Source organism: Caulobacter sp. 17J65-9 (assembly GCF_010975005.1).
Classification (GTDB): domain Bacteria; phylum Pseudomonadota; class Alphaproteobacteria; order Caulobacterales; family Caulobacteraceae; genus 17J80-11.
Map to the genome: position 1 here is coordinate 22898 of NZ_JAAIVC010000002.1, position 22935 is coordinate 45832.

Here is a 22935-nt window from a genome sequence, read left to right on the forward strand (position 1 = left end):
AGGGTGGGGAAGCAGCTGAGCGTTTCCCCACCCGGCCCCTTTCGGGGCCACCCTCCCCATGAAGGGGAGGGAGAGATTGGCTCAGACCAGCGCCTCGGCGCTCAGGCCCGCCTTCCAGTCCTTGAAATTGACCGTCTCCTTGGGCGGGATCCGGCCCGGCGCGACCAGCTCGACGATGAGCGGGCCGATCTCCGAAGGATCGGGCAGCTTTTCCGGATCCTCGCCCGGATAGGCTTCGGCGCGCATGCGGGTGGCCATCTTGTCGGGATTGATCACGGCCACGCGGATCGAGGTGTTCTCGACCTCGTCGCCCCAGCTGCGCACCAGGGCCTCCATGCCGGCCTTGGAGGCGGCGTAGGGGCCCCAGAAGGCGCGCGGGCGCTCGGCGGCGTTGGAGGTGAAGAACACCGCGCGCGCGGCGTCCGACTGCTTCAGCAGCGGCTCGAACGAGCGGATCATGCGGTAGACCGAGGTCAGGTTCACCGCCATCACCTTGGCCCACTGGCGCACGTCGAAGTGCGACACCGGCGAGAGCCCGCCCAGCATGCCGCCAGCGTGGACGATGATGTCCAGCTTGCCCCAGCGCTCGTAGACCGCGCCGCCCAGGCGATCGAGCGCGCTGGCGTCGGTCAGGTCGAAGGGCACCAGGGTGGCGCCTTCGCCGCCGGCCTTGCGGATGTCGTCGTCCAGCTCCTCGAGCCCGCCCTGCGTCTTGGCGCAGGCGATCACGTGCGCGCCGGCGGCGGCCAGGGCGAGGGCGGAGGCGCGGCCGATGCCGCGGGAGGCGCCGGTGACCAGGGCCACGCGGCCGGCCAGGGGCTTGGAGGAAGAGTCGGTCATGGGCGGCTTCTACTCTTGTCGTCCCGGCAGAAGAAAGGCCCACGCGGTGTCCGCGCGGGCCTTCTTGCTCTGTTTCGGCTCAGGCGCTTACGCGCTGACCAGCAGCGACAGCTGGCGCTTCACCAGGTCGTCGCGGCCTTCGGCGATTTCGCGGTCCAGCAGGCGGGTCGGATAGTCGCCGGTGAAGTAGTGGTCGGTGAACTGCGGGGTGGCCGGGTCGCGCGGACCGGCCTCCATGGCCCAGTACAGGCCGTCGACCGACAGGAAGCCCAGGCTGTCCACCTCGAGCATCTGGCGCATCTCTTCCAGCGACTTGTTGGCCGCCAGCAGCTTGTCGCGGTCGGGCATGTCGATGCCGTAGAAGTCCGGCCACATGATCGGCGGCGAGGCCGAGCGCAAGTGCACTTCCTTGGCGCCGGCCTCGCGGACCATGCGCACGATCTTCACCGAGGTGGTGCCGCGCACGATGGAGTCGTCGATCAGCACGACGCGCTTGCCGGCCAGCACGGCGCGGTTGGGGCTGTGCTTCATGCGCACGCCCAGCTCGCGCACGCCCTGCGTCGGCTGGATGAAGGTACGGCCCACATAGTGGTTGCGGATGATGCCCATCTCGAAGGGCAGGCCGCTCTCCTGGGCGTAGCCCAGCGCGGCCGGCACGCCGGAGTCCGGCACCGGCACGACCACGTCGGCCTCGACGCCCGATTCCTGCGAGATGCGGCGCCCCATGCGCTTGCGCACCTCGTAGACCGAGCGGCCGTTCACCACGCTGTCGGGGCGGGCGAAGTAGACGTATTCGAACACGCACGGACGGGCGCGTTCGGCCGGGAACGGGCGCAGGCTCTCGATGCCGTTCTCGTCGATGACCACGACTTCGCCGTGCTCGATGTCGCGGACGAACTTGGCGCCGATCATGTCGAGCGCGCAGGTCTCCGACGCCAGCACGTACTTGCCGTTCATCTCACCCAGCACCAGCGGGCGGATGCCCAGCGGGTCGCGCGCGCCGATCAGCTTCTTGTTGGTCAGGGCCACCAGGGCGTAGCCGCCCTCGATCTTCGACAGGGCCTCGACGAAGCGGTCGACGATCTTGGCCTTACGCGAGCGAGCGATCAGGTGGAGGATCGCCTCGGAGTCCGAGGTCGACTGGAAGATCGCGCCCTCGGCGACCAGCTCCGAGCGGATGGTCGTGAAGTTGGTCAGGTTGCCGTTGTGGGCGATGGCGATGCCGCCGGTGTCCAGGTCGGCGAACATCGGCTGGACGTTGCGCAGGAACGAGCCGCCGGCGGTGGAATAGCGGGTGTGGCCGATGGCCGCGCGCCCGGGCAGGCGCTCCACCAGGTCGGCGCCGGTGAAGGCGTCGCCGACATGGCCCATGTGGCGTTCGGTGTGGAAGCGGGCGCCGTCCGAGGAGGCGATGCCGCAGGCTTCCTGGCCGCGGTGCTGCAGGGCGTGCAGGCCCAGCGCGGCGATGGCGCTGGCGTCGGCGACGCCGAACACCCCGAAGACGCCGCACTCCAGGCGCGGGCGGTCGTCGTCCGGATCGCGCTCAAAGGTGGTGTGGACGTACTCGCGGTGCTCACTCATCGGGACTTCTCCACCAGCGCGTCCATACGGTCGCGCTCACGCCGGTCGTATTCGGCGCGCTCCTTAGTTTTCGAATGCGGCTTAGACGAGGCGCCCACCCGGACAGAATGTTCCACCTTCGGAGCAATCTTGTCGGCCAGCTTGGCGCCTCCGGGCAGGATCGCCTGGATGCCTTTCGCGGCGGCCACCGACACCGGATAGACCGCCGCGCCCCGGTACCAGCCGGGAATTCGATCGTGGGGCACGTAGCCGAACATCAGCAGATGAACCATGCCCAGGAACACAAGGGTCCGCGCCACGCCGAAGCCGACGCCGACGCTGCGGTCCAGCCCGCCCAGACGCTCGGTCTGGCGCAGCTTCTGGCCAGCCCAGGCGCCCAGCAGGCGCACCACGGCGTAGACCAGCACCGCGACCACCAGGAAGGCGGCGATGGTGCCCAGGAAGTCCGGGTCGACCAGCTTGCGGCCCAAGGGCGCGGTCAGCGGCAGGGCGAGGGCGGCCATCAGGCCGGCGAACAGGAAGGCGAACAGGGTGACGATCTCGCGCGCGCCGCCGCGCACGAAGCCGGCCATGGCCGACACGATCAGCACCACCAGGGCGAAGACGTCGAAGGCGGTCATGCGGCGGCTCCCTTAGGCCACTCGCTTTCGGCGATCCGCCGGACCGCCTCCGCCAGCCGGCCGACGGCCGTGACGGGCAGGGGCGAGGTCTCGGCCGCGGCGGTCGGGGCGAGCGCCTGAGAGAAACCAAGCTTGGCCGCTTCTTTCAAGCGCGCCTCCATGCGTCCCACCCCTCGAACCTCGCCTGAAAGGCTGATTTCGCCGAAAACGACGCAGCCCTGTGGCAACGGCGCCTCAAGCGCCGAGGAGGCGAGGGCGGCCGCCGCCGCTAGATCTGCGGCCGGCTCGTTGATCCGCAACCCGCCTGCGACATTGAGGTAGACGTCGCGATTGCCGAATTGAAGGCCGCAGCGCGCTTCGAGCACGGCCAGGACCATGGCCAGGCGCCCGGAATCCCAGCCGACCACCGCGCGACGCGGCGTGCCGTAGGCCGAGGGCGCCACAAGGGCCTGGAATTCGACCAGCACCGGGCGTGAGCCCTCGATGCCGGCGAATACGGCCGCGCCGGCCGCCCGCTCGCCGCCTTCGCCGAGGAACAGGGCCGAGGGGTTGGCGACTTCGCGAAGGCCGCTGTCGCCCATTTCGAACACGCCGATCTCGTCGGTGGCGCCGAAGCGGTTCTTGGCCGCGCGCAGCACGCGGAACGGATAGCCGCGCTCGCCCTCGAAGGAGAGCACGGCGTCGACCATGTGCTCGACCACGCGCGGACCGGCGATCTGGCCGTCCTTGGTGACGTGGCCGACCAGAACCACCGCGATGCGCTTTTTCTTGGCCAGCCGCACCAGCTCGCCGGCGCAGGCGCGCACCTGCGTCACCGAACCCGGGCCGGCCTCGTGGGCGTCGCTCCACAGGGTCTGGATGGAGTCGATGATCACCAGGTCGAACTGGTCGCGCTTCAGGGCGTCGAGGATGTCGCGCACCGAGGTCTCGGCCGCCAGGTTCACCGGGGCCTGGGCCAGGCCCATGCGCTGGGCGCGCGAGCGCACCTGCTCGACCGCCTCTTCGCCCGACACGTAGGCGACCTTGGCGCCGCGGAGCGCCGCCTGGCCGACCACCTGCATCAGCAGGGTCGACTTGCCCACGCCCGGATCGCCGCCCAGCAGGATGGCCGAGCCCGGCACCACGCCGCCGCCGCACACCCGGTCGAACTCGGCCACGCCGGTCTCGATGCGCGGCGGCTCGGGCGTTTCGGCCTGCAGGGTCTCGAAGGCGAGGCCGCGGGTGCGGGTGGCCTTGGTGGTGGCCAGCGCGCCCGGCTGGCGCGCGCCGACTTCCTCGACCAGGCTGTTCCACTGGCCGCAGGCGTCGCAGCGCCCGGACCACTTGGCGTGGACCGCGCCGCAGGACTGGCAGACGTAAGCCGCGCCGTCACGCGCCATGGGGGACTAGTCTCCGGGGACGGAGGAATTTCGCCTGATTCGCGGGCGGATGGTTCCGCATTCGTTCGCCGCGCGAAAGGGGTCTGCGTGCCGCGGTTCGAAGCTGTGGTTCCGCAGCGACCGTGGGCTGCAACCCTTTCACCCGAAAAAGCGAACGCGCCGAGGGGCTTGGCCGTGTAGGCTCAGACGAAGCGGTGGGAGAAGCGCGTGTTCATTGTGGATCGACTGTCCGGCCTGCTGCGCACGCCCAGCCTCGAGTGGGAGCGGATCGCCGAGGCGCCCGGGCCGCTCTGGGCCCTGGCGCTGAGCGTGGTCATGGCGTCGGTCGCCGCGCTCGGACTGCAGTTCCTGATCCCGACCGGCGCCGTGGCCTGGGCGGGGCGCGACTACGCCGGCTTCTACGCCGCGGCGGCCGTGCATGTGTCGGCGAGCGTTGTCCTGATCATGCTGGTCGCGCGCCTGCTGCAGGGGCGCGCCAGCGCCTCGCAGGCCCTGGCGCTGGTCGGCTGGGCCGGGCCGGCCTTCTGGCTGGGCGTCGCCCTGACCTCGTGGAGCGACCTGCTCGCCGCCATCCTGTTCCTCTACGCCACCTACCAGCTGTTCGTGGGCCTGCCGCGCGTACTGAAGACGTCCGAGGCGGCGGGCGCGGCCTTGCCGATCCTGGTGTTCTGCGCCCTGGTCGCGTCCGCGGCGACGGCGACCAAGGTGCGCGACGCGATCGCGCCCGACCTGACGAAGGACGCGCAGGCGCAGAGCGTCGTGCTGCCTGGCGTTGCGGCTTATTCCACCGCGCCGAGGTAGCGGCGCTCGACCCGTGGACCGATGGGGCCGCTGGCCGCCGCCCTGCGACGTCAGCGCGGTGGCGATATCCGAGCGATCGCAGCGCTACCGTTCCAGTTCAGGACCAGGGATGCCTCATGGCTGTCGGCGTCGGGGACTAGATGGATTTCCTCTGCACGCGTACAGGAAACGAGTTCGTCCCCTGAGTTCGCATCCCAAACTCCAACGCCGCCAGCCCGAACCGAGCTCCCTTTGAGTGCAAGCGTGAGCGCGCCGAGGGATGCGTAAGACATGGTGGCGTTGCTTCCCAGGTCCGCGATCTCGCGCCTTCCCGCGACGTCCCACAAGATGGTGTGAGGCTCGCCTGCGGCCCTACGGTCGATGCGAACCGCGCTCCGTCGTCCGAGAACTCTCCGTCGGACGTGGAGCTCTTTTCGCCGAGGTCGGCCAGGCGGACACCATTGTCGAGATCCCAGAGCGTGGGCTGCTCGTCGCCGTCGATCGCCAGGAACCGCTCGTCAGCCGAAAATGTGAGGTCCGCGAACCGCTGGTGCCGGCCGGTGACGACGTGCTTTCCGTCCCGTGCCCTCCAGAGCTCGGTCGCCCCCTTCGCCCGGCTCAGGACAACCCAGGAGTCGCCAGGCGAAAGCTCAAAGTAGTCGTTTCCGGTGATGTCGCTGTCCGCGTGCACGGCGCCTAGCTCTCGAATTGGGCGGCCAGTACGGGTGTTCCACAACGTAAGGACGCCGAAACGGTCACGCGCGATGAGACGCTCGCCGTCCTGTGTGAACAGGAACTCTTTTGGCGCACTGACTTCGGGATGTCCGAGTTCGTCGTACCAAGGCGGCTCGATCTCGGCGGACTTCGTAAAAGCCCCAAGCTGGGCGAGCCGCCGCCGTTTGGCGAGGTCCCAGAGAACCGCGTTTCCGTCCGGATAGCGCGCGATGAGGGTGCGGCCGTCCGGGGCGAGGCGTACCCGGAACTTGTCGACCATCTTAGGAGGGTCGGCTACGCGGCCCAGGTTCAGATGGACTTGGCCGGTGCGTACGTCGAGGACCGCGACTCGTCCGTCCTCTGAAGGCGTCACGACGTAAGTTCCATCGGCGGTGAACGGCTGACCTGTACGATGCTCCCACAGGTCGCCCGGATCGCCCCCTGTCGCCAGTTGGCGACCGGTGTGGGCGTCCCAGAGCGCCACCCCTGGAGCGCCCCAAGGGCCGGCCGTGATCAGGCGATCGCCCGTTCGATTGTACAGAGCGCTCGTATCCTCGACGAAGGTCGCGAGCAGGCGGCCGTTCGACACGTCCCAGAGCTCGGACCGACCTCCCAGGATGTCGACGATGAGGCTGCGCCCGTCCGGCGACCGATCCACGGAGGCTTTGCCAGGATCGCCCTGCATGGAGGTGAGGAGAGCGCCAGTATGGCTGTCGTGGATTGCGATTCGACCGTCGAGCGTGCGTGAGACGATGCGGGAGGCGTCATCCGTGAGCTGTACCGAGCTACCGTTGAACGGTACGGCGGGAACCGTAGCGACGGGCTCCCCGGTCAAGGTGTCCCAGAGCACGACGGGCTGCACCTCGCTTGACCACAGCTCGTAGCGGCGGTCCCGAGAAGCGCTCCAATACTCCCATCGATCTGTAGGTGGCGTGCTCGGATAGAGTTCGCGAAGGAGCCGTCCCGTGCGGGTTTCCCAGAGACGCACCGGGCCGTGTCCATGCCCTCGAGACCGAATGCTCCTGCGATCCGCCACGAAAGTGAACCCGTCGACGTCCTCGAGAACGACAGGCGTCTGAACGGACCACCCTGCCGTGGTCGCAGCTTCAGTGACTGAGCAGACAGGCGTGTCCTGCGCGTTGGCTGCGTCCGCCCAGGCGAATGCGACCACGCTAGCGAGAAGCGCGCGTCGCCACGATGCTTCGAAGACTTTCCCCCACATGCTCGCAGGAGACTGGCCGAACGCCGTGCGGTCAAGCTTGCGGCGTCAGTCCACCGCGCCGAGGTAGCGCCGCTCGACCCGCGGGCCGATGCGGGTCAGCAGCTCGTAGGCGATGGTGCCGGCGCGGGCGGCGGCCGTGTCGACCGGCAGGTTCGGGCCAAACAGCTCGACGCGCTCGCCCGGGCGGGCGTCGTCGCAACCGGTGACGTCGACGGTCGTCAGGTCCATGGACACGCGGCCGAGCAAGGCGCGCTCGGCGCCGGCGAACCAGACCGCGCCGTTGGGCGAATTGGCGCGCAGGACGCCGTCGGCGTAGCCGATGCCGACGGTGGCGGCGCGGGTGGGCTGGGCGGCCGTCCAGCCGCCGCCGTAGCCGACCGTCTCGCCCGGGGGCACGGCGCGCACCTGCAGGATCTCGGCCTCCAGGGTGGCGACCGCCTTCACGCGCGGGTCGAAGCGCTCCTCCGGCCCGCCGCCGTAGAGGGTGACCCCCGGACGGGTCAGGTCGAACAGGTAGTCGTCGCCCAGGAAGCTGCCGCCGGAATTGGCCAGGCTGGCGCGGGCGTTGGGGAACAGGGCGGCGGCCTCGGCGAAACGGCCGCGCTGGCGCCGGTTCATCGGATTGCCCGGCTCGCCGCCGCAGGCCAGGTGGCTCATCACCATGCGCACGTCCAGGCCCGACAGCCGGTCGGGCGACAGGGCCATGGCCTCCAGCTCCTCGGGCCGCACGCCCAGCCGGTTCATGCCGGTGTCGACGTGCAGCGCCGCGGGGAGCACGCCGGTCCCGCGCGAATAGGCTTGCCAGGCCGCGGCTTGCGCGACGCTGCTGAGAACCGGGATCAGGTCGGCGGCGTGCAGGCGGGCGGCCTGGCCGTCCGGGCAGCCGTCCAGCACGTAGATGGTCGCTGGCCGGTCCGGGCCTAGGGCCTCGCGCAGGTGTTCGCCGCCGGCCACCCGCGCGGTGAAGAAGGTGCGCGCGCCCTCGGCCCACAGCCGGCGCGCCACCGGCGCCGCGCCCATGCCGTAGCCGTCCGCCTTCACCACCGGAGCGACCTCGGCGCGTCCGGACTGGCCGATCAGCAGGCGGTAGTTGGCGGCGAGCGCGTCGAGATCGACGGTCAGGCGGGCGGTCGCCGGGGCGTAGGACATCAAGGGGACTCGAAGGGGGGAGGCGGGCCCTGTCCTATCCGCCCGCGCGGCGGAAGCGAAGGGGCCCGCGTGCGGCGAACCGCCCTTATTCGTAGTTCTGGTAGTTGTCGAAGCGGCCGTCGCGGGCCAGGTTGCCGAAGCGGACGGTGTTGTCGTCGAACGACAGGCGCACGGTGCCGATGGGACCGTGACGCTGCTTGCCGATGACCACTTCGGCCACGCCCTTCATGCGGTCCATGTTCTCCTGCCAGGTCAGGTGCTCGGGCGTGCCCTCGCGCGGCTCGGAGCGGCCCAGGTAGTAGGCCTCGCGGTACACGAACATGACGGCGTCGGCGTCCTGCTCGATCGAGCCGGATTCACGAAGGTCGGACAGCTGCGGACGCTTGTCCTCGCGCTGTTCGACCTGACGCGACAGCTGCGACAGGGCGATGACCGGAACCGCCAGTTCCTTGGCCAGGGACTTCAGGCCCATGGTGATTTCCGAGACTTCCTGCACGCGGCCCTGGCCCTGCTTGTGCTCGGAGGCGGTGACCAGCTGCAGGTAGTCGACCACGATCAGGTCCAGGCCGACCTGGCGCTTCAGGCGGCGCGCGCGGGCGGTCAGCTTGGAGATCGAGATGCCGCCGGTGTCGTCGATGTAGAACGGGCTTTCCTGGATCTCGATGGCGGCGTCGCGCAGGCGGCCGAACTCGGAGGCGTCGATCTCGCCCTTACGCAGCTTGTCCGAGGACACGCCCGAGGCGTCGGCCAGCATACGCATGGCCAGCTGTTCGGCGCTCATTTCCAGCGAGTAGAAGGCCACCACGCCGCCGCGCACGGTCTTGCGCGTGCCGTCCGGCTGCATCTCGTAGGCGTAGTTGCGGGCGATGTTGAAGGCGATGTTGGTGGCGAGCGCCGTCTTACCCATCGACGGGCGGCCGGCGAGGATCAGCAAGTCGGACGGGTGCAGGCCGCCGAGCTTTTGGTCCAGGTCGATCAGGCCGGTGGAGATGCCGGCCAGGCCGCCGTCGCGCTCGAACGCCTCGGCCGCCATCTCGACGGCGCCCTTCACCGCGTCGCCGAAGCTGACGAAGCCGGTCGAGGACGAGCCGCTCTCGGCCAGGACGTAGAGCTGCTGTTCGGCGCTCTCGATCTGGTCGCGCGCGGTCTTCGGATCCGGGTCGCCGCCCTCGATGGCCACCTTGGAGATCTCGCCGCCGATGCGGATCAGGTCGCGACGCAGCGCCAGGTCGTAGATCAGGGTGGAGTAGTCGAAGGCGTTGGCCGCCGGCGGCGCGCGGTCGACCAGGTCGGCCAGGTAGCGCAGGCCGCCCAGCTCCTCGAACGCCGGGTCGCGCTTGAAGCGCTCCATCAGCACCACCGGCTCGGCCAGCATGCCCTTGCGTACGTGGTCTTCCACGGCGGTGTAGAGCCGCTGGTGGAACGGCTCGTAGAAGTGGCGCGCCGACAGGGTGTCGGGCAGGCGCTCGTAGGCCGAGTTGTCGAACAGCAGGATGCCGAGCAGGGCCTGCTCGACTTCGAGGTTGTGCGGCAGCTGGGTGATCGCGGAACCGTCCGCGGCCACCCCCGGAGCGAAGGCGGGGAGCGTCATGGGCGAAAGGCATACCGGAGCCTGCCGCGCAGGCGAGTCGGCGACGCGCCGCAGCCGTTAACAATTGGCCCTGTCCTGTGGATGTTCTCCTTTCGGCGCAAGGCCCGGGCGTTCGGCGAACGCCGGGCGGCGCGGTGTCGCAGGCCGTCCACCAAGCGGACTTGCGGCTATGGAGACCTTTGCGGACGCTTCGTGCGGACCAGGTTCACCGCAAATCGTCCGGGTTGGTCGCGGTCGGCTTTCCCCGTGTGCAGCCAGGATTTGAAGTCCGCCTTCGGACGCGTGGTCCGCGCGGGGAGCCGCAATGCAATTCGTTCGCCGGTCGCGAAAGGTCGCCTTCGGCCTGGCGCTCACCGCGGTCCTGGGGGCGCTGCCCACGCCCGCCCTTGCGTGGAAGCCCAAGACGCACGTCTATCTGGCCGAGCTGGCGATGCGGGACGCCGTCGACGACGGCAAGGTGACGATCTACCAGACCGACTACGCCACGGGCCGGATCATCGGCCCGCTGGGCGATTTCGAAGTCCGCCCCGAGGTGGTGGCGGCGATGAGAGCCAAGCCGGAGCAGTATCTGGCCGGCGTCGTCGGTCCCGACGCGTACCCCGACCTGATGACCGGACAACAGGTCATTCACCCGGGCACCAACCCCAGCCTGCTGGGCGATCCGGCTCACAACGAGCCCGCCAGCGTCGGCGGCGCCGACGCCTGGCTGACCTATCTCTGGCGACTGGCTTACGGCCGAAAGGACCCGAACGCCGAGCGGGTGCGCGAGGCGCTGAACCGCGGTCCGCTAGGCGAAGTCGCTCCGCCGACGGACACGCCCGAGATCCGCGCCTTCGTGGCCGGCTACATGACGCACGCCGCCGGCGACATGTTCATGCACACCTTCGTCAATCACTATGCGGGTGGCGACTTCGCGATCCAGCCGGACCCGCGCAACGCCATCAAGCACGTGGTGCTGGAAGGCTATGTCGGCAAGCGCACGCCCGACACGCACGCCCGGACCAGCATCGAGGGCGTGGACGAGTTCATCTACCGCTACATGGTTCGCGCCTATCCCGGCTCGGTGCTGGAAGAGCGGCTGCTCCGGGGCGGCACGCAGGCGTCGGTTCCCTCCATCTTTTCCAACCTGCGCAACGGCTTGCAGCGGGACGTCGACAGCTACGATCGCGAGCGCCTGGCGCGCTCAGGCCCGTCGCGCGTCGCCTATTCCACCGCCAACGGTCCGGTGGCGGAATACAAGCGCGCCTGGATCGCGGACATCGACCGGGGGCTGCGCGCCTGGCCGCGCGTATCGCACGAGATCTCGCAGGCGATCGTCTACAATCCCGACGGCGACGGTGCGGACATCGCCCGGGCCAAGGAAGTCGCTTCGGCCTATCTGGGCGACCACCTGCTCAGCATGGCGGGTGCGCCCGACGCCGTCATCGCCACGGCCCAGTTCATCGCCGACACGGTCGACGCCATTCTGCCCGACTTCATGCTGGCGCCGCTTGAGGCGCTGAAGAAGGAGTTGCTGAACTGGCTGGTGAAGCAAGCCACCGGCATGTCGCCGGAAGAGATCAAGGGCTACCTCAGCAACCCCGAGACCCATTTCGACCGAGTGATGAACGCGCCTGGCGGCGGGTACGGCGGGCGCGCTCCGACCCTGACGACCCTGGCCGCCTTCAACCGCGACGTCCTGAAGATCGCAGATCCGGGCGCCCAGCACATGGACCGGAAGTTCGATCCGAACGGCTTCGCGCCGGCCTTCAACACGCTCCAGATGACCAAGCTGATGTACCTCAGCGAAAAGGGCATGGCCGACCTGCTCGCGGCGCTGAAGGCCAAGGGGCTGACGACGCCGGAGATGCCCAAGGGCGTCGCCTACGAAACCGCCATGCTGGGGTTCCTGACGTCGATGGACGGGGACAACCGCTGGCAAGGCCTGGCCCACGGTTCCACGAAGGCCGAGGGGCGCGCCTTCTTCCTGGCGCGTGACGGGGCCGACGCGTGGCGCAATCTGTTCATGCGCCAGATCGGCGAGCGCGCCGACTGGCCTGCCTCCAGCGCTCCGGCCCAGGAGGCCGGCGGGCCGCCGGACGACACCGGCTTCGTTCGTATCGACTGGTGGGCGGCGCGCGTCGACAAGGTCGAATACGACGACGGCAAGGGCCGCAACGTCGCCGTCACCATGACCTTCCGCAACGACAGCAACGAAACGCATTCGTTCTCGGACAAGATCGCCAAGCCGGTGCGGGCCTTGCTGAACGCGGGCGACACGCGGCTTTCCCCTGTCAGGATGGACTACCTCAACACTGACGAAGCCCGCATGCCGGCGTGGCACTATCCACCGACGAGCCCGATCCCCCGCAAGGGCCGGATCACGGTGCGGTTCGTTTTCGACGTAGGGGAGAGCGTCAGGCAGCGCACGGTGCACAGCGTCTCGATCATCGAGCAGCATCCCCGCTCGGCGCTCACGCCGGCGGTGGTGACCGACGCGGGAGCGAAGGATTTCCCGCTCGACCGCCTGAACCTGGACGGCAGCGTCGGCGTCAAGCCCGCGCCGACCCTGCCGCCCGTCAGCACCGACCTGGAACAGCTGAAGAAATACGAAGGGCGCTATCGCACCAACCGCGGCACCATCATCAAGCTGGCGGTCGTCGACGGCGAGCTGACGGGCGAGGCCATGACCGTCGACTATCCCACCCCCAAGGAAATGGTGAAGCTGAAACTCTACGCCGACGGCGCCCTGAGAGGCGCCATGCGCGAAACCAACGGCCCGGGCCTCTACGCCTGGCTTGATCTGGAGGTCCGTTTCGCACCGGACGCCTCGAGTTTCACGGGCCAGGGCGTCTACACGACCGCGAAAACCAGTCCGCCGACCGCCTATTCCGGCAAGCGCGTGGCCGACACGGCCGCCAAGACCGGTCCGGCCGCCTGTCAGGCGCCGGTCGGAAAGCCCCAGCGCATCGGACCCTATGACGTGGCCTTCGTCTGCCTCCAGAAGGGCGACGACGGGGACTGGGAATCGACATGGTCGCTGACCAATCGGACCCAGGATCCGACGACGGTGCAGCTCAGCGACCTGAGCGTCGTCATATCGGACGCCACCGGCAAGTCGAACGAGGCCTACGGCCCGTACCACTACGCCGGTGAAACGGGCCGCCGGGTCCGGCGGAGCGGATTCGAGATCCCGCCGGGGACGGAGACCCAAATCCGCTTCTGGCACTCGCGATCACGAGACCTGAAACCCGTCAGCTACGCCTTCAAGGTGAAGGGGCAAGCGGGGCAGGGGGAGTTGCCTGCCGATCCCGACGCCCCATGACTACTCCGCCGCCAACGCCGCCGGTTCCGCCGTCTGCGCGACCCGTCCTTCGTAGACCGCGACGTCGAGGAGGCCTTCCTCGCGGGCGACCAGCACGGGCACCAGCATCTGGCCGGTGACGTTGGTGGCCGTGCGCATCATGTCGACGATGCGGTCGATGGCGACCAGCAGGCCCAGGCCCTCCAGCGGCAGGCCGGCGGTGGACAGGGTCAGGGTCAGCATGACCGTGGCGGTGCCCGGCACGCCGGCGGTGGCCAGCGAGCCGAGGACGGCGGTGAGCGCGATCAGGCCGTAGTGCGCCCCGGTCAGCTCCACGCCGAAGTAGCGGGCCACGAAGATCGAGGCGATGGCCGGATAGATCGCGCCGCAGGCGTCCATCTTCATGTTCGCGCCCAGCGGCACGGCGAAGCCGGCGTAGGCCTGGGGCACGCCCAGCCGGTCGATGGTCGTGCGCAGCGACACCGGCAGGGTGCCGATACTCGACGCGCTGGCGAAGGCGGTCTGCTGGGCGGGCAGGGCGCCCCTGAAGAACGGCAGGGCCTTCAGGCCGTGCAGCTTCAGGAGGCCGCCGTAGACCACGACGATGTGCACCAGGCAGGCGACGTAGACGGCGACGATGAACTTGGCCAGCGGGGCCAGCGAGGCCAGGCCGTAATGGCCAACCACGCCGGCGATCAGGCCGAACACGCCGATGGGCGTCAGCTGGATGATCCAGCGGGTGATTTGGAAGATCAGGCTGGAGCCCTCGTCCAGCAGGGCGCGAAGCCGGGCGGTCTTGTCGCCCAGCGCCAGCAGGCCGGCGCCGACGAAGCCGGCGACGACCAGCACCTGCAGCACCTTGCCCTCGGCCAGGGCCGCGAACAGGTTGGCCGGCGCGAGGCCGACCAGCACTTCGGTGATCGTCGGGATCTCCTTCAGGACGACCGGTTCGGTCACCAGGTTGGAGACCCCGGCGCCCGGATCGAACAGCAGGCCGAAGCCCAGGCCCACCCCGACCGCCAGGGTCGAGGTGGCGACGAACCAGGCCAGGGTGCGCCCGCCCAGGCGGGCGGCGTTGCCGACGCCGGCCAGCTTGGGGAGGCTGGTGGCCACGGTGAAGAACACCAGCGGCACGACCAGCATCTTGATCAGGTTCACGTACAGGTCGCCCAGCGGCCCGAACCAGGGCTCGGCCTGCGGCCCGGCCAGGGCCCCGGCGAGAACGCCGAGACCGAAGCCGACCGCCACCTTCCGCCAGAGCGGCTGTTTCAGCAGAAATTTCAACATGCTGGGCTCACCAGTTGAACGCCGCTCGCACATAGGCGAAGCGGCCGTTGAAGCCAAACGGCGAATAGCGCGTGAAGCCGAGCGTGCCGGTCGAGTTGAGCGCCGCCGGGGTCTCGTCCGGATAGACGTCGAACAGGTTGTCGACGCCGAGCGCGAGTTCGAAGTTGTCGGTCACGTCGAACCGACCTTCGAGGTCGACCAGGGTCTTGTCGCCGGACGAGATGTCGCTGGCCGCGGTCGAGCCCGGCTCGATCGCCTCGCCGTAGTGGGTGGCCTTGGCGCTGGCGCCCCAGCGGTCCAGGCGCCAGTCCAGCGCGGCGACCAGCTTCTTCTCCGGCGTGCCGGTCTCGATGATGTTCTGCGACACCCGGCCGAACAGGACCGGCGGCGGCGTCAGCGCGGACAGCACGTTGGTGCTGGGCAGGCGGGTGACGTCGGTCGAGTTGAAGTTGGCCGCGCCGGTCAGGTCGAACCGGCCGAAGTCGGTGTCCCAGCGATAGCGCGCGACCACGTCGACGCCCTGGGTTTCGGTGTCCACGCCGTTGATGAAGAAGCGCGCCTGGGTGACGCCGAAGGGGGTCAGCAGGGCGGCGATATCGGGGCGCGAGGCGCCGCCGAGGTTGTCGGTCAGGACGATGCGGTCGTCGATGTTGATCTGATAGGCGTCGACGGTCAGCTCGAACGGACCGCGGCGATAGACCGCGCCCAGGCTGGCGTTCACCGACTTCTCGGCGTCCAGCGGTTGGGCGCCCAGCGCGCGGGCGACAGCGCTGTCGGCCGGGAAGGTGCCGACCTCGTAGGGCACGCCCGCCGTGAAGTTGGTCGAGGTGGCCGTGTAGAACTGCTGTTGCAGCGACGGCGCGCGGAAGCCGGTCGAGACCGAACCGCGCAGCGCGAAGGCCGGGGTGAAGTCGTAGCGGGCGGCCAGCTTGCCGGTCAGGGAGTCGCCGAAGTCGGAATAGTGCTCGGCCCGCGCCGCGGCCGAGGCGGTGAACTTGTCGGTGATCTGCGCCTCGACGTCGACATAGGCGCCGATGGCCTGGCGGTCCTCGTCGACCTCGTTCGAGGGGCGCAGGCCCGGGAAACCCTGGGCGCCCGGCGCGGGGCCGACGATCGGGCCCTGGTCCCACGCCTTGGCGTCGCCGGCGCGGATCTCATAGCTCTCGCTGCGCGCCTCGAGCCCCCAGGCCACGTTCAGCGAGCCGGCCAGGCCGACCTCGAAGCCGCGGGTCACGTCCAGGCCCAGCACCACCTGGTCGTAGGTGAAGCCTCCGGCGTCGAAGGACGTCGGAGAGGCGGCGCCGTAGGTCGGGTTCAGGCTGTTGGAAACCCCGTAGTCGAGCTTGTCGCGGCCGTAGCTGAGGTTCAGGTCGGCCTTCCAGCCGCCGATTTCGCCGCGCAGGCCCGCCGCCGCCGAGACGTCCTCGACCTCCACCCCGATCAGCGGCAGGAAGCCGTGCGGATAGATCGCCGGCACGTTGTTCGAGTTGGACGGAATGCGGAAGAAGGCGGCGCTTTCGCTGTCGCGCTTCTGCAGGCCGGCCCAGCCATAGGCCTCCCAGCCGTTCGTCAGCGGCAGGCCGGCGTTGGCGTAGAGGGTCAGGTCCTGCGCGTCCGGATCCCCGTAGCGCGAGGTCACCCGGGCGGGCGTCACCCGCGGGTCGAGGTCGCCGCGGCTGGTCGGCTCGCGGTCGCGGTACTCCCCCGACACGGTCAGGAAGCCGTCGGCGCCAAGCGGCAGGCCCTGCCAGCCGGACACGGTGACGGTCTGGCCGTCCTGCACCGAGCGACTGGTGCGGGCGGTGTCCACGTCCGTGAAGTATTGGCCCACCGTCACCGCGGCGCCGCCGCCTTCGCGGGCTTCGCGCAGGCGCAGGTTGATCACGCCCGCCAGGGCGTCGGAGCCGTACTGGGCGGAGGCGCCGTCGCGCAGGACTTCGACCCGCTCCAGCGCGGTGACCGGGATGGCGTTCAGGTCGACGGCGGCCGAGCCGCGGCCCACCGAGCCGTTGACGTTGACCAGGGCCGAGGCGTGGCGGCGCACGCCGTTGACCAGCACCAGGGTCTGGTCGGGGCTGAGGCCGCGCAGCGCGGCCGGGCGCACGCTGTCGGTGCCGTCCACCGCCGCGGCGCGCGGGAAGGTGATCGACGGGGCCGTGGTGGACAGGGCCTCGGCCAGTTCGGTCGTGCCCTGGCGGGTCAGCGCCTCGCTGCGGATCACGTCGACCGGGGCCAGGGTGTCCAGGCGCGAGCGGCCGGCGACGCGGGTGCCGGTGACCACCACCTCGTCGACGGCGGCGGCGTCTTCGGGCGAGATGTCGGCCGCTTCCTGGGCGAAGGCGGGCGAGGCGAGGGCGACGAGCGAGACGGCGCCCAGCAGCAGGGCGCGAGTCGAGAACAGAGACATTTGCAGTTGCCTTTCGCGGCGCAGCATTCGTGCGCCGTCGTTTCGGCGCCGCAGCAAGCGGTCGCCGACATTTTCGATGATGCGGTTGTGAGAGACGTGCGGCCGGGGCCGCGGGCCGTCAGAGGCTACATCGAGCCGGACAGCAGCAGCGACAACACGGCGCGCGCAGGCCCGCGTACGGTCGCTCGATCATCGCTGTCATCTGAGACACTGAAGCCCCCTGCGCTACGCTCCGCGAGAGAATCCGACGGTTTGCGGCAGGGAGCGGACCTCGCGCCCGTAGGGCGTGTCCGTCTCATCTGTCGCGGGCGAAGCGCCCCCGCAGGAGTTGGCACCTTGCGAATTCGGTTCGCAGGTTGCCCCGGCGTCTTCGGGCCTGTCCCTCAGCCGGTCTCGATGAGTGAGATAATGCTGCGCTTGAACGGCGCCAGCGTCAAGCACAGATTTTTTGCGATGCAATAAAGAAAACGGCGCGGGAGAAGCTCCCGCGCCGTCTCAATTTTCAGCCTTGGAAAAAGGCTTAGTAGGCTTCCGCTTCGCGCTCGGCCTGGCCGGCGCCGCCTTCCAGCATGTCCTGGGCGGCTTCGGCGGCGTAGGCGCGCTCTTCCTCGAACTGCGAGGCGATCACGTTCTCACCGCGCGCCTGACGCTCGGCTTCGTCGGCCGAACGGGCGATGTTCACGGTGACGGTGATCGTCACTTCGGGGTGCAGCTTCACCTTCACCGAGTGGACGCCCAGCGTCTTGATCGGCACGTCCAGGACGACCTGGTTGCGCTCGACCTTGCCGCCTTCGGCCTTGATGGCCTCGGCGACGTCGCGGGCCGCGACCGAACCGTACAGCTGGCCGCTTTCGCCGGCCGAACGGATCATCACGTACTGGGTGTTGTCGAGCTTCTCGCCCGACTTCTCGGCGTCCGTACGGTTCTGGGCGTTGCGGGCCTCGATCTGGGCGCGCTGGGCTTCGAACAGCTTCAGGTTGGCCGAGGTGGCGCGCAGGGCCTTCTGGCGCGGCAGCAGGAAGTTACGGGCGAAGCCGTCCTTCACCGAAACCGTGTCGCCGATGGTGCCGAGCTTCTCGACGCGTTCAAGCAGGATGACTTTCATCGGTCAGTCCTCACTTCACGACGTAGGGCAGCAGGGCCAGGAAGCGGGCGCGCTTGATGGCCTTGGCCAGCTCGCGTTGCTTCTTGGCGGACACCGCGGTGATGCGCGACGGGACGATCTTGCCGCGCTCGGAGACGTAGCGCTGCAGCAGCTTCACGTCCTTGTAGTCGATCTTCGGCGCGTTGGCGCCCGAGAACGGGCACACCTTGCGGCGACGGAAGAACGGGCGACGGGCGGGGCCGGTGCCGGCCGGGGCGCCCGGGATCGGAGCGGTCGTGTCGGTCATGTCCGGGTTCCTCAGACCATATCTTCGAAGCCGCCGCGGGGACCGCGGTCGGGACGGTCGCGGTCACGGTCGCCGCGCTCGCGTTCACGCTCGCGACGGGCCAGCACCGGCGACAGTTCCAGGTCGAGCTCTTCGACGCGCACGGTCATGTAGCGGAGCACGTCTTCGTTGAGCGAGATCTGGCGCTCCATCTCCTTCACCGCCGCCGACGGAGCGTCGATGGCGAGCAGGGAGTAGTGGCCCTTGCGGTTCTTCTTGATGCGGTAGGTGAGGTTACGCAGACCCCAGTACTCGATCTTGGCGACGGTGCCGCCTTGTTCCTCGAGCAGGGCCTTGAGCGTGTCGTTCAGGGCCTCGGCCTGTTGCGGCGAGATATCCTGCCGCGCGATGATGACGTGTTCGTAGAGTGCCATTTGGTCCTCTTCCGGGTGGAAGGCGGCGGAGCGGCCGGCGGAAGACCCGGATCCGTCCCGATGGATCTAGACGCGGCGAACGGACCGAGAGCCCGTTCCTTGGGAACCGCGAAGAGACCGCCTTCCAGGAAAGCGAGCGCGACTACACGGAAAACGCCGGGGCGGCAAGGGAAATCCCGCTTTCGCCCCGGCTTGTCGCGTCGCGGCGCGCGTGCGAGGTGACGGCTCAGCTTTAGGGGGAGCGTCATGAAGCGTCTTGTCTCGGCCGTCGTTGTTTGCGCTGCGTTGCTGGTCTCGTCCACGGTCGCGGCCGCGGAATCTCCCTCGGGCGCGCAGGCGGCCCCGGCTGCGACGGCGCGGGCCACCGCGGGCCCCGGCGTCGACGCCAGGAAGCTCGAGCTGTCCCGGCGTTACTTCAAGGCGATCAACGTGGAGACTAAGCTCCGCACCTTGAGCGAGAGCATGTTTTCCGCAATGACGGCCAAGTCCGACAGCGTGTCTCCGGAAGTCCGCCAGGCGATGATGGAGTCGATGAGCGAGGCCAGCGTCGCGGGTTACCGGGCGATCGAAGAGCACTACGTGCTGATGGTGGCCGGGGTCTTCAGCGCCGAAGAGCTGCAGGCCATGGTGGACTTCTATGAAAGCCCCGTCGGCCAGTCGGTGCTGGCGAAAGGCAACCAGCTCGCCGCCCGAAGCGGGGAGCTGATGCAGGAGATGACGCCGACCATCATGACCGAGTACGAAACCCGGTTCTGCGCCAAGACCAAGCGCGAGGCCGGTTGCCTCACCAAGTCGGCTGGAAAGTCCTGAGAAATTTGATGCCTATGCCCTCCCGTCGTCGCAGCGCTTCCGTCGGCTTCTCCGTCCTGGGCCTGTCGGCCGCGACCGTCCTGGCCGGCTGCGAGCAGCGGGTCGAGACGCCGGCCGAAGAGGCGCCGGTCTACGCCTCGGTCGAGCAGTGCCGGCGGGAGAACATGGCCGAGGACTGCGACGCGGCCTTCCAGCAGGCCAGGGCCGACCACGCCAGGACCGCGCCCAAGTTCGCCGACAAGACGGCCTGCGAGGCCGACTGGGGCGAGGGCTCGTGCGAGGAGCAGCCCGCCGTCCACGCCGGCGGCCACTCGGTGTTCATGCCGATGATGATGGGCTTCCTGATCGGCCGCGCCTTCGGGGGCGGCGGCTATCCGGTCTACGGCTCGCCCAGCGGCGGGCTCTATTCCGGCGGTAATCGGGTCGGGGACGCGCCGGTGCGCAACGGCAAGGCGACCCTGCCTGCCCGCGTGTCGGTCACCTCCACGCCGAACGGCGGCGTCGTCAGCCGGGGCGGCTTCGGCGCCACCGCGCGCGGCGAACACGCCGGCGGCTGAGCGCGTGCGCCGCGTCCGTATCGCCCCGCGTCCCTACTGGCGGACGCGGGTGGAGGATCTGGGCCTCCAGTGGCACACCACCGACCAGGGCGAGCCCTACTGGGACGAGAGCGCCTACTGGGCCTTCTCGGCCGAGGAGGTCGACTGGATCGAGGCGGCCAGCGCCGAGCTCTACGACATGGTGTTGGCCGCGGTCGGCCGGGTGATCGAGCGGCGCGAACTGGCCGGCTTCGGTTATGAGCAGCCGGCCATCGCCCTGATCGAGCGCAGCTGGGCCGAGCGCAGCTGGGAGCCGACCTTCTACGCCCGTTTCGACTTCGCCTTCGACGGCGAGGACCTGAAGCTCCTGGAGCTGAACGGCGACACCCCGACCTCGCTGCTCGAGGCGGCCGTGGTGCAGTGGTACTGGCTGCAGGAGCGCTTCCCCGAGCTCGACCAGTTCAACTCGATCCACGAGAAGCTGATCGACGCGCTGAAGCTTTACGCCGGGCACGGCGGAGCGGCCTCGCCCCTGCACCTGGCCAGCGTCAGCCCCCATCCCGAGGACGAGGGCACGGTCGGCTACCTGGCCGCCTGCGCGGCCGAGGCCGGCGTCCAGCCCCTGGCCGTGCCGATCCACGAGATCGGCCTGCGCGGCGAGAGCTTCGTCGACGGCGAGAACCGGCCGATCCGGGCCCTGTTCAAGCTCTACCCGTGGGAATGGCTGCTGGACGAGCCGTTCGGGCCGAAGCTGGCCGAGGCGGTGCAGGCCGGACGTCTGAAGCTGATCGAGCCGGCCTGGAAGATGGTGGCCTCCAACAAGCGCCTGCTGGTGACGCTGAAGGAGATGTTCCCCGACAGCGAGTACCTGCTGGACGCCACCACCTCGCAGGCGGAGGCGGCGGCCTGGGGCGACTACGTGAAGAAGCCGGTGCGCGGTCGCGAGGGCGCGAACGTCGAGGTGGTCCGGGCCGGCGCGCCGGTGGCCGCCCGCGGCGGGAGCTATGACGACGACCTGTTCGTGTTCCAGCGCCGGGCCGAGCTGGCCCAGGCGGACGGCAATTGGGCCGTGCTGGGCAGCTGGGTCGTGAACCGGCAGGCCTGCGGCATGGGCGTGCGCGAATCGACCTCGCCGATCACCGACAACACCGCGCGGTTCGTGCCGCACGTGATCGAATAGGAAAGCCGAGGCCCGACACCGGTTTCCGCGACGGAATTGCGCAGCTTCCCCGTTTCAACGTAACGAAGGGAAACGCCGCTTTTTGCGGCGGTACAAAAAGTCGGGGAAACAACAATGCGTAAGGTCGCCTACGCCGCGTTCGCGGCGCTGTTGCTCAGCTCGTCCGCCACCGCCGCGTTCGCCGCGGACGACAAGGGCGGCGGCGGTAAGGACGCCCAGGTCGAGAAGGTCGAGGCCGCCACGGCGACCGCGCCGGTCGTCGAACAGGCCAAGACCACCAGCCACGTGCTGAACGTCGGCGGCAAGTCGATCAAGTACAAGGCGACCGCCGGCACGGTCACGATCCGCAACGGCGAGGGCAAGCCGAACGCCAGCGTCTTCTACATCGCCTACACCGCCGACGCCGCGCCGGGCGCCAAGCGGCCGGTGACCTTCCTGTACAACGGCGGCCCCGGCTCGGCCTCGCTGTGGCTGACCATGGGCTCGGTCGGCCCGGTGCGGGTGAAGACCGGCTCGCCGGGCAACACCGCCCCGGCCCCCTATTCGGTGGAGCAGAACCCCTACAGCCTGCTCGACAAGTCCGACCTGGTGTTCATCGACGCCGTCGGCGCCGGCTATTCGCGCCCGCTGGGCGAGGCCAAGGGCAAGGACTTCTACGGCGTCGACCAGGACGTCGACGCCTTCGCCAAGGCGATCGAGCGCTGGCTGGAGATCAACAAGCGCTGGAATTCGCCCAAGTTCCTGTTCGGCGAGTCCTACGGCACCACCCGTTCGGCGGCCCTGGTCAACAAGCTCCAGGAAGACGGCTACGACTTCAACGGCGTGGTGCTGCTGTCGTCGATCCTGAACTACGGCGTGCGCCAGCCGGGCTACGACCGCGTCTACACCACCTACCTGCCGAGCTATGCGGCCACGGCCTGGTATCACGACAAGCTGGCCAACAAGCCGGCCGACCTGCCGACCTTCCTGGCGGAAGTGCGCGCCTGGGCGGACGGCCCGTACACGGCCGCCCTGGCCAAGGGTCACAACCTGTCCGACGCCGAGCGCGACGCGATCGCCAAGCAGCTGTCGGCCTACACCGGCCTGTCGATCGACTATCTGAAGTCGGCCAACCTGCGCGTCGAGCTGGGTCGCTTCCGCAAGGAGCTGCTGCGTGACGAGCGCAAGATCGTCGGCCGCTTCGACTCGCGCTTCGAGGGCGTGGACAGCGACGCCGCCGGTGAAGATCCGGAGTCCGATCCGTCGTCGACGGCGATCTCCAGCGCCTTCATCACCACCCACCACGACTACGTGCAGAACGAGCTCGGCTACGAGACCGACCTTGAGTACAAGACCCGGGCCGACGGCGCGAACGCCGCCTGGGACTGGGGTCACCGCTTCCCGAACGGCGGCGGCAACAACCGCCGGATGCTGGCGCCCGACACCGCGCTGGACCTGGCCAACGCCATGCGCACCAACCCGAACCTGCACGTGCTGTCGATGAACGGCTGGTACGACATGGCCACGCCGTTCTTCGGCACCGAGTACGACCTCAACCACATGCACCTGGACGGGGATCGCAAGAACAACGTCAGCTTCACCTACTACCCGTCCGGCCACATGGCTTACCTGAGCCCGGACGTGGCGAAGCAGATGCGCGTCGACCTGGAGCGCTTCTACAACGAGGCCCTCGCCCAGTGATCTGAAGCCGATCTGACGCCGAGCTGGCGCCAGATGCGAAGACGCCCCGCGCGAGCGATCGCGCGGGGCGTT

The 22935-nt window shown here is 69.2% G+C and carries 18 protein-coding genes and 1 riboswitch; of the genes, 6 read left to right on the top strand and 12 right to left on the bottom strand.

The annotated features are described in order from the left end of the window. Window positions 1–81 precede the first annotated feature (81 nt). The 4 genes from G3573_RS00745 to radA all read right to left on the bottom strand — a co-directional run bounded on the left by G3573_RS00745 (window position 82) and on the right by radA (window position 4420). The gene (locus G3573_RS00745; RefSeq protein ID WP_163258934.1) at window positions 82–840 is read right to left on the bottom strand and encodes an SDR family NAD(P)-dependent oxidoreductase; all 759 of its coding nucleotides are present in this window, start codon (window positions 838–840) and stop codon (window positions 82–84) included. Between the two features lie 87 nt (window positions 841–927). Beyond that, window positions 928–2421 (bottom strand): amidophosphoribosyltransferase, encoded by a 1494-nt coding sequence (purF, locus tag G3573_RS00750; RefSeq protein ID WP_163258935.1) that lies wholly within the window; start codon window positions 2419–2421, stop codon window positions 928–930. Further along, entirely contained in the window at window positions 2418–3041 is a 624-nt protein-coding gene (locus tag G3573_RS00755; RefSeq protein ID WP_163258936.1) for a CvpA family protein, read from the bottom strand. The genes purF and G3573_RS00755 overlap by 4 nt, the downstream gene beginning before the upstream one ends. Continuing rightward, window positions 3038–4420 (bottom strand): DNA repair protein RadA, encoded by a 1383-nt coding sequence (gene radA / locus G3573_RS00760; protein WP_163258937.1) that lies wholly within the window; start codon window positions 4418–4420, stop codon window positions 3038–3040. Before radA ends, G3573_RS00755 begins: the two co-directional genes overlap by 4 nt. Window positions 4421–4627: 207 nt before the next feature. Here radA and G3573_RS00765 point away from each other — a divergent pair, with 207 nt between their 5' ends. Then, the gene (locus G3573_RS00765) at window positions 4628–5221 is read left to right on the top strand and encodes a Yip1 family protein (protein WP_163258938.1); all 594 of its coding nucleotides are present in this window, start codon (window positions 4628–4630) and stop codon (window positions 5219–5221) included. Between the two features lie 136 nt (window positions 5222–5357). Here the strand turns inward: G3573_RS00765 and G3573_RS00770 are convergent, their stop codons facing one another. The 3 genes from G3573_RS00770 to G3573_RS00780 all read right to left on the bottom strand — a co-directional run bounded on the left by G3573_RS00770 (window position 5358) and on the right by G3573_RS00780 (window position 9876). Next, on the bottom strand, window positions 5358–6764 hold the full coding sequence (locus G3573_RS00770; RefSeq protein ID WP_163258939.1) for a WD40 repeat domain-containing protein: 1407 nt from the start codon (window positions 6762–6764) through the stop codon (window positions 5358–5360). A gap of 417 nt (window positions 6765–7181) precedes the next feature. Then, the gene (alr, locus tag G3573_RS00775; RefSeq protein WP_163258940.1) at window positions 7182–8285 is read right to left on the bottom strand and encodes an alanine racemase; all 1104 of its coding nucleotides are present in this window, start codon (window positions 8283–8285) and stop codon (window positions 7182–7184) included. An 85-nt stretch (window positions 8286–8370) separates the two neighbouring features. After that, window positions 8371–9876, bottom strand: coding sequence for a replicative DNA helicase (locus tag G3573_RS00780; RefSeq protein WP_163258941.1), 1506 nt, complete (start codon window positions 9874–9876; stop codon window positions 8371–8373). 304 nt (window positions 9877–10180) lie between these two features. Between G3573_RS00780 and G3573_RS00785 the strand changes: the two genes are divergently transcribed. Next, window positions 10181–13180, top strand: coding sequence for a hypothetical protein (locus tag G3573_RS00785; RefSeq protein WP_163258942.1), 3000 nt, complete (start codon window positions 10181–10183; stop codon window positions 13178–13180). Here G3573_RS00785 and G3573_RS00790 read toward each other — a convergent pair whose 3' ends face one another. The 5 genes from G3573_RS00790 to rpsF all read right to left on the bottom strand — a co-directional run bounded on the left by G3573_RS00790 (window position 13181) and on the right by rpsF (window position 18657). Continuing rightward, window positions 13181–14446, bottom strand: coding sequence for a dicarboxylate/amino acid:cation symporter (locus G3573_RS00790; protein ID WP_163258943.1), 1266 nt, complete (start codon window positions 14444–14446; stop codon window positions 13181–13183). A gap of 7 nt (window positions 14447–14453) precedes the next feature. After that, on the bottom strand, window positions 14454–16853 hold the full coding sequence (locus G3573_RS00795) for a TonB-dependent receptor (protein ID WP_163258944.1): 2400 nt from the start codon (window positions 16851–16853) through the stop codon (window positions 14454–14456). A gap of 292 nt (window positions 16854–17145) precedes the next feature. Beyond that, a riboswitch (SAM riboswitch) is annotated at window positions 17146–17256 on the bottom strand. A gap of 117 nt (window positions 17257–17373) precedes the next feature. Beyond that, the gene (gene rplI, locus G3573_RS00800; protein ID WP_163258945.1) at window positions 17374–17958 is read right to left on the bottom strand and encodes a 50S ribosomal protein L9; all 585 of its coding nucleotides are present in this window, start codon (window positions 17956–17958) and stop codon (window positions 17374–17376) included. Window positions 17959–17968: 10 nt separating this feature from the next. After that, on the bottom strand, window positions 17969–18244 hold the full coding sequence (rpsR, locus tag G3573_RS00805) for a 30S ribosomal protein S18 (protein WP_163258946.1): 276 nt from the start codon (window positions 18242–18244) through the stop codon (window positions 17969–17971). 11 nt (window positions 18245–18255) lie between these two features. Then, a complete protein-coding gene (gene rpsF / locus G3573_RS00810) occupies window positions 18256–18657 on the bottom strand; it encodes a 30S ribosomal protein S6 (protein ID WP_163258947.1) in 402 nt (133 codons plus the stop codon). A 246-nt stretch (window positions 18658–18903) separates the two neighbouring features. On the opposite strand from rpsF, the gene G3573_RS00815 reads away from it, so the two are divergent. The 4 genes from G3573_RS00815 (at window position 18904) to G3573_RS00830 (ending at window position 22863) form a co-directional block, all read left to right on the top strand. Further along, the gene (locus G3573_RS00815) at window positions 18904–19467 is read left to right on the top strand and encodes a DUF2059 domain-containing protein (RefSeq protein ID WP_163258948.1); all 564 of its coding nucleotides are present in this window, start codon (window positions 18904–18906) and stop codon (window positions 19465–19467) included. A gap of 8 nt (window positions 19468–19475) precedes the next feature. Continuing rightward, the gene (locus tag G3573_RS00820) at window positions 19476–20024 is read left to right on the top strand and encodes a DUF1190 domain-containing protein (protein WP_205597981.1); all 549 of its coding nucleotides are present in this window, start codon (window positions 19476–19478) and stop codon (window positions 20022–20024) included. A 4-nt stretch (window positions 20025–20028) separates the two neighbouring features. Further along, window positions 20029–21183: a glutathionylspermidine synthase family protein gene (locus G3573_RS00825; protein ID WP_163258949.1), complete on the top strand. Its 1155-nt coding sequence runs from the start codon at window positions 20029–20031 to the stop codon at window positions 21181–21183. 114 nt (window positions 21184–21297) lie between these two features. Further along, window positions 21298–22863 carry a peptidase S10 gene (locus G3573_RS00830; protein ID WP_163258950.1) on the top strand — a complete coding sequence of 522 codons (1566 nt, stop codon included), beginning with the start codon at window positions 21298–21300 and terminating at the stop codon, window positions 22861–22863. The last annotated feature ends 72 nt before the right edge of the window (window positions 22864–22935 follow it).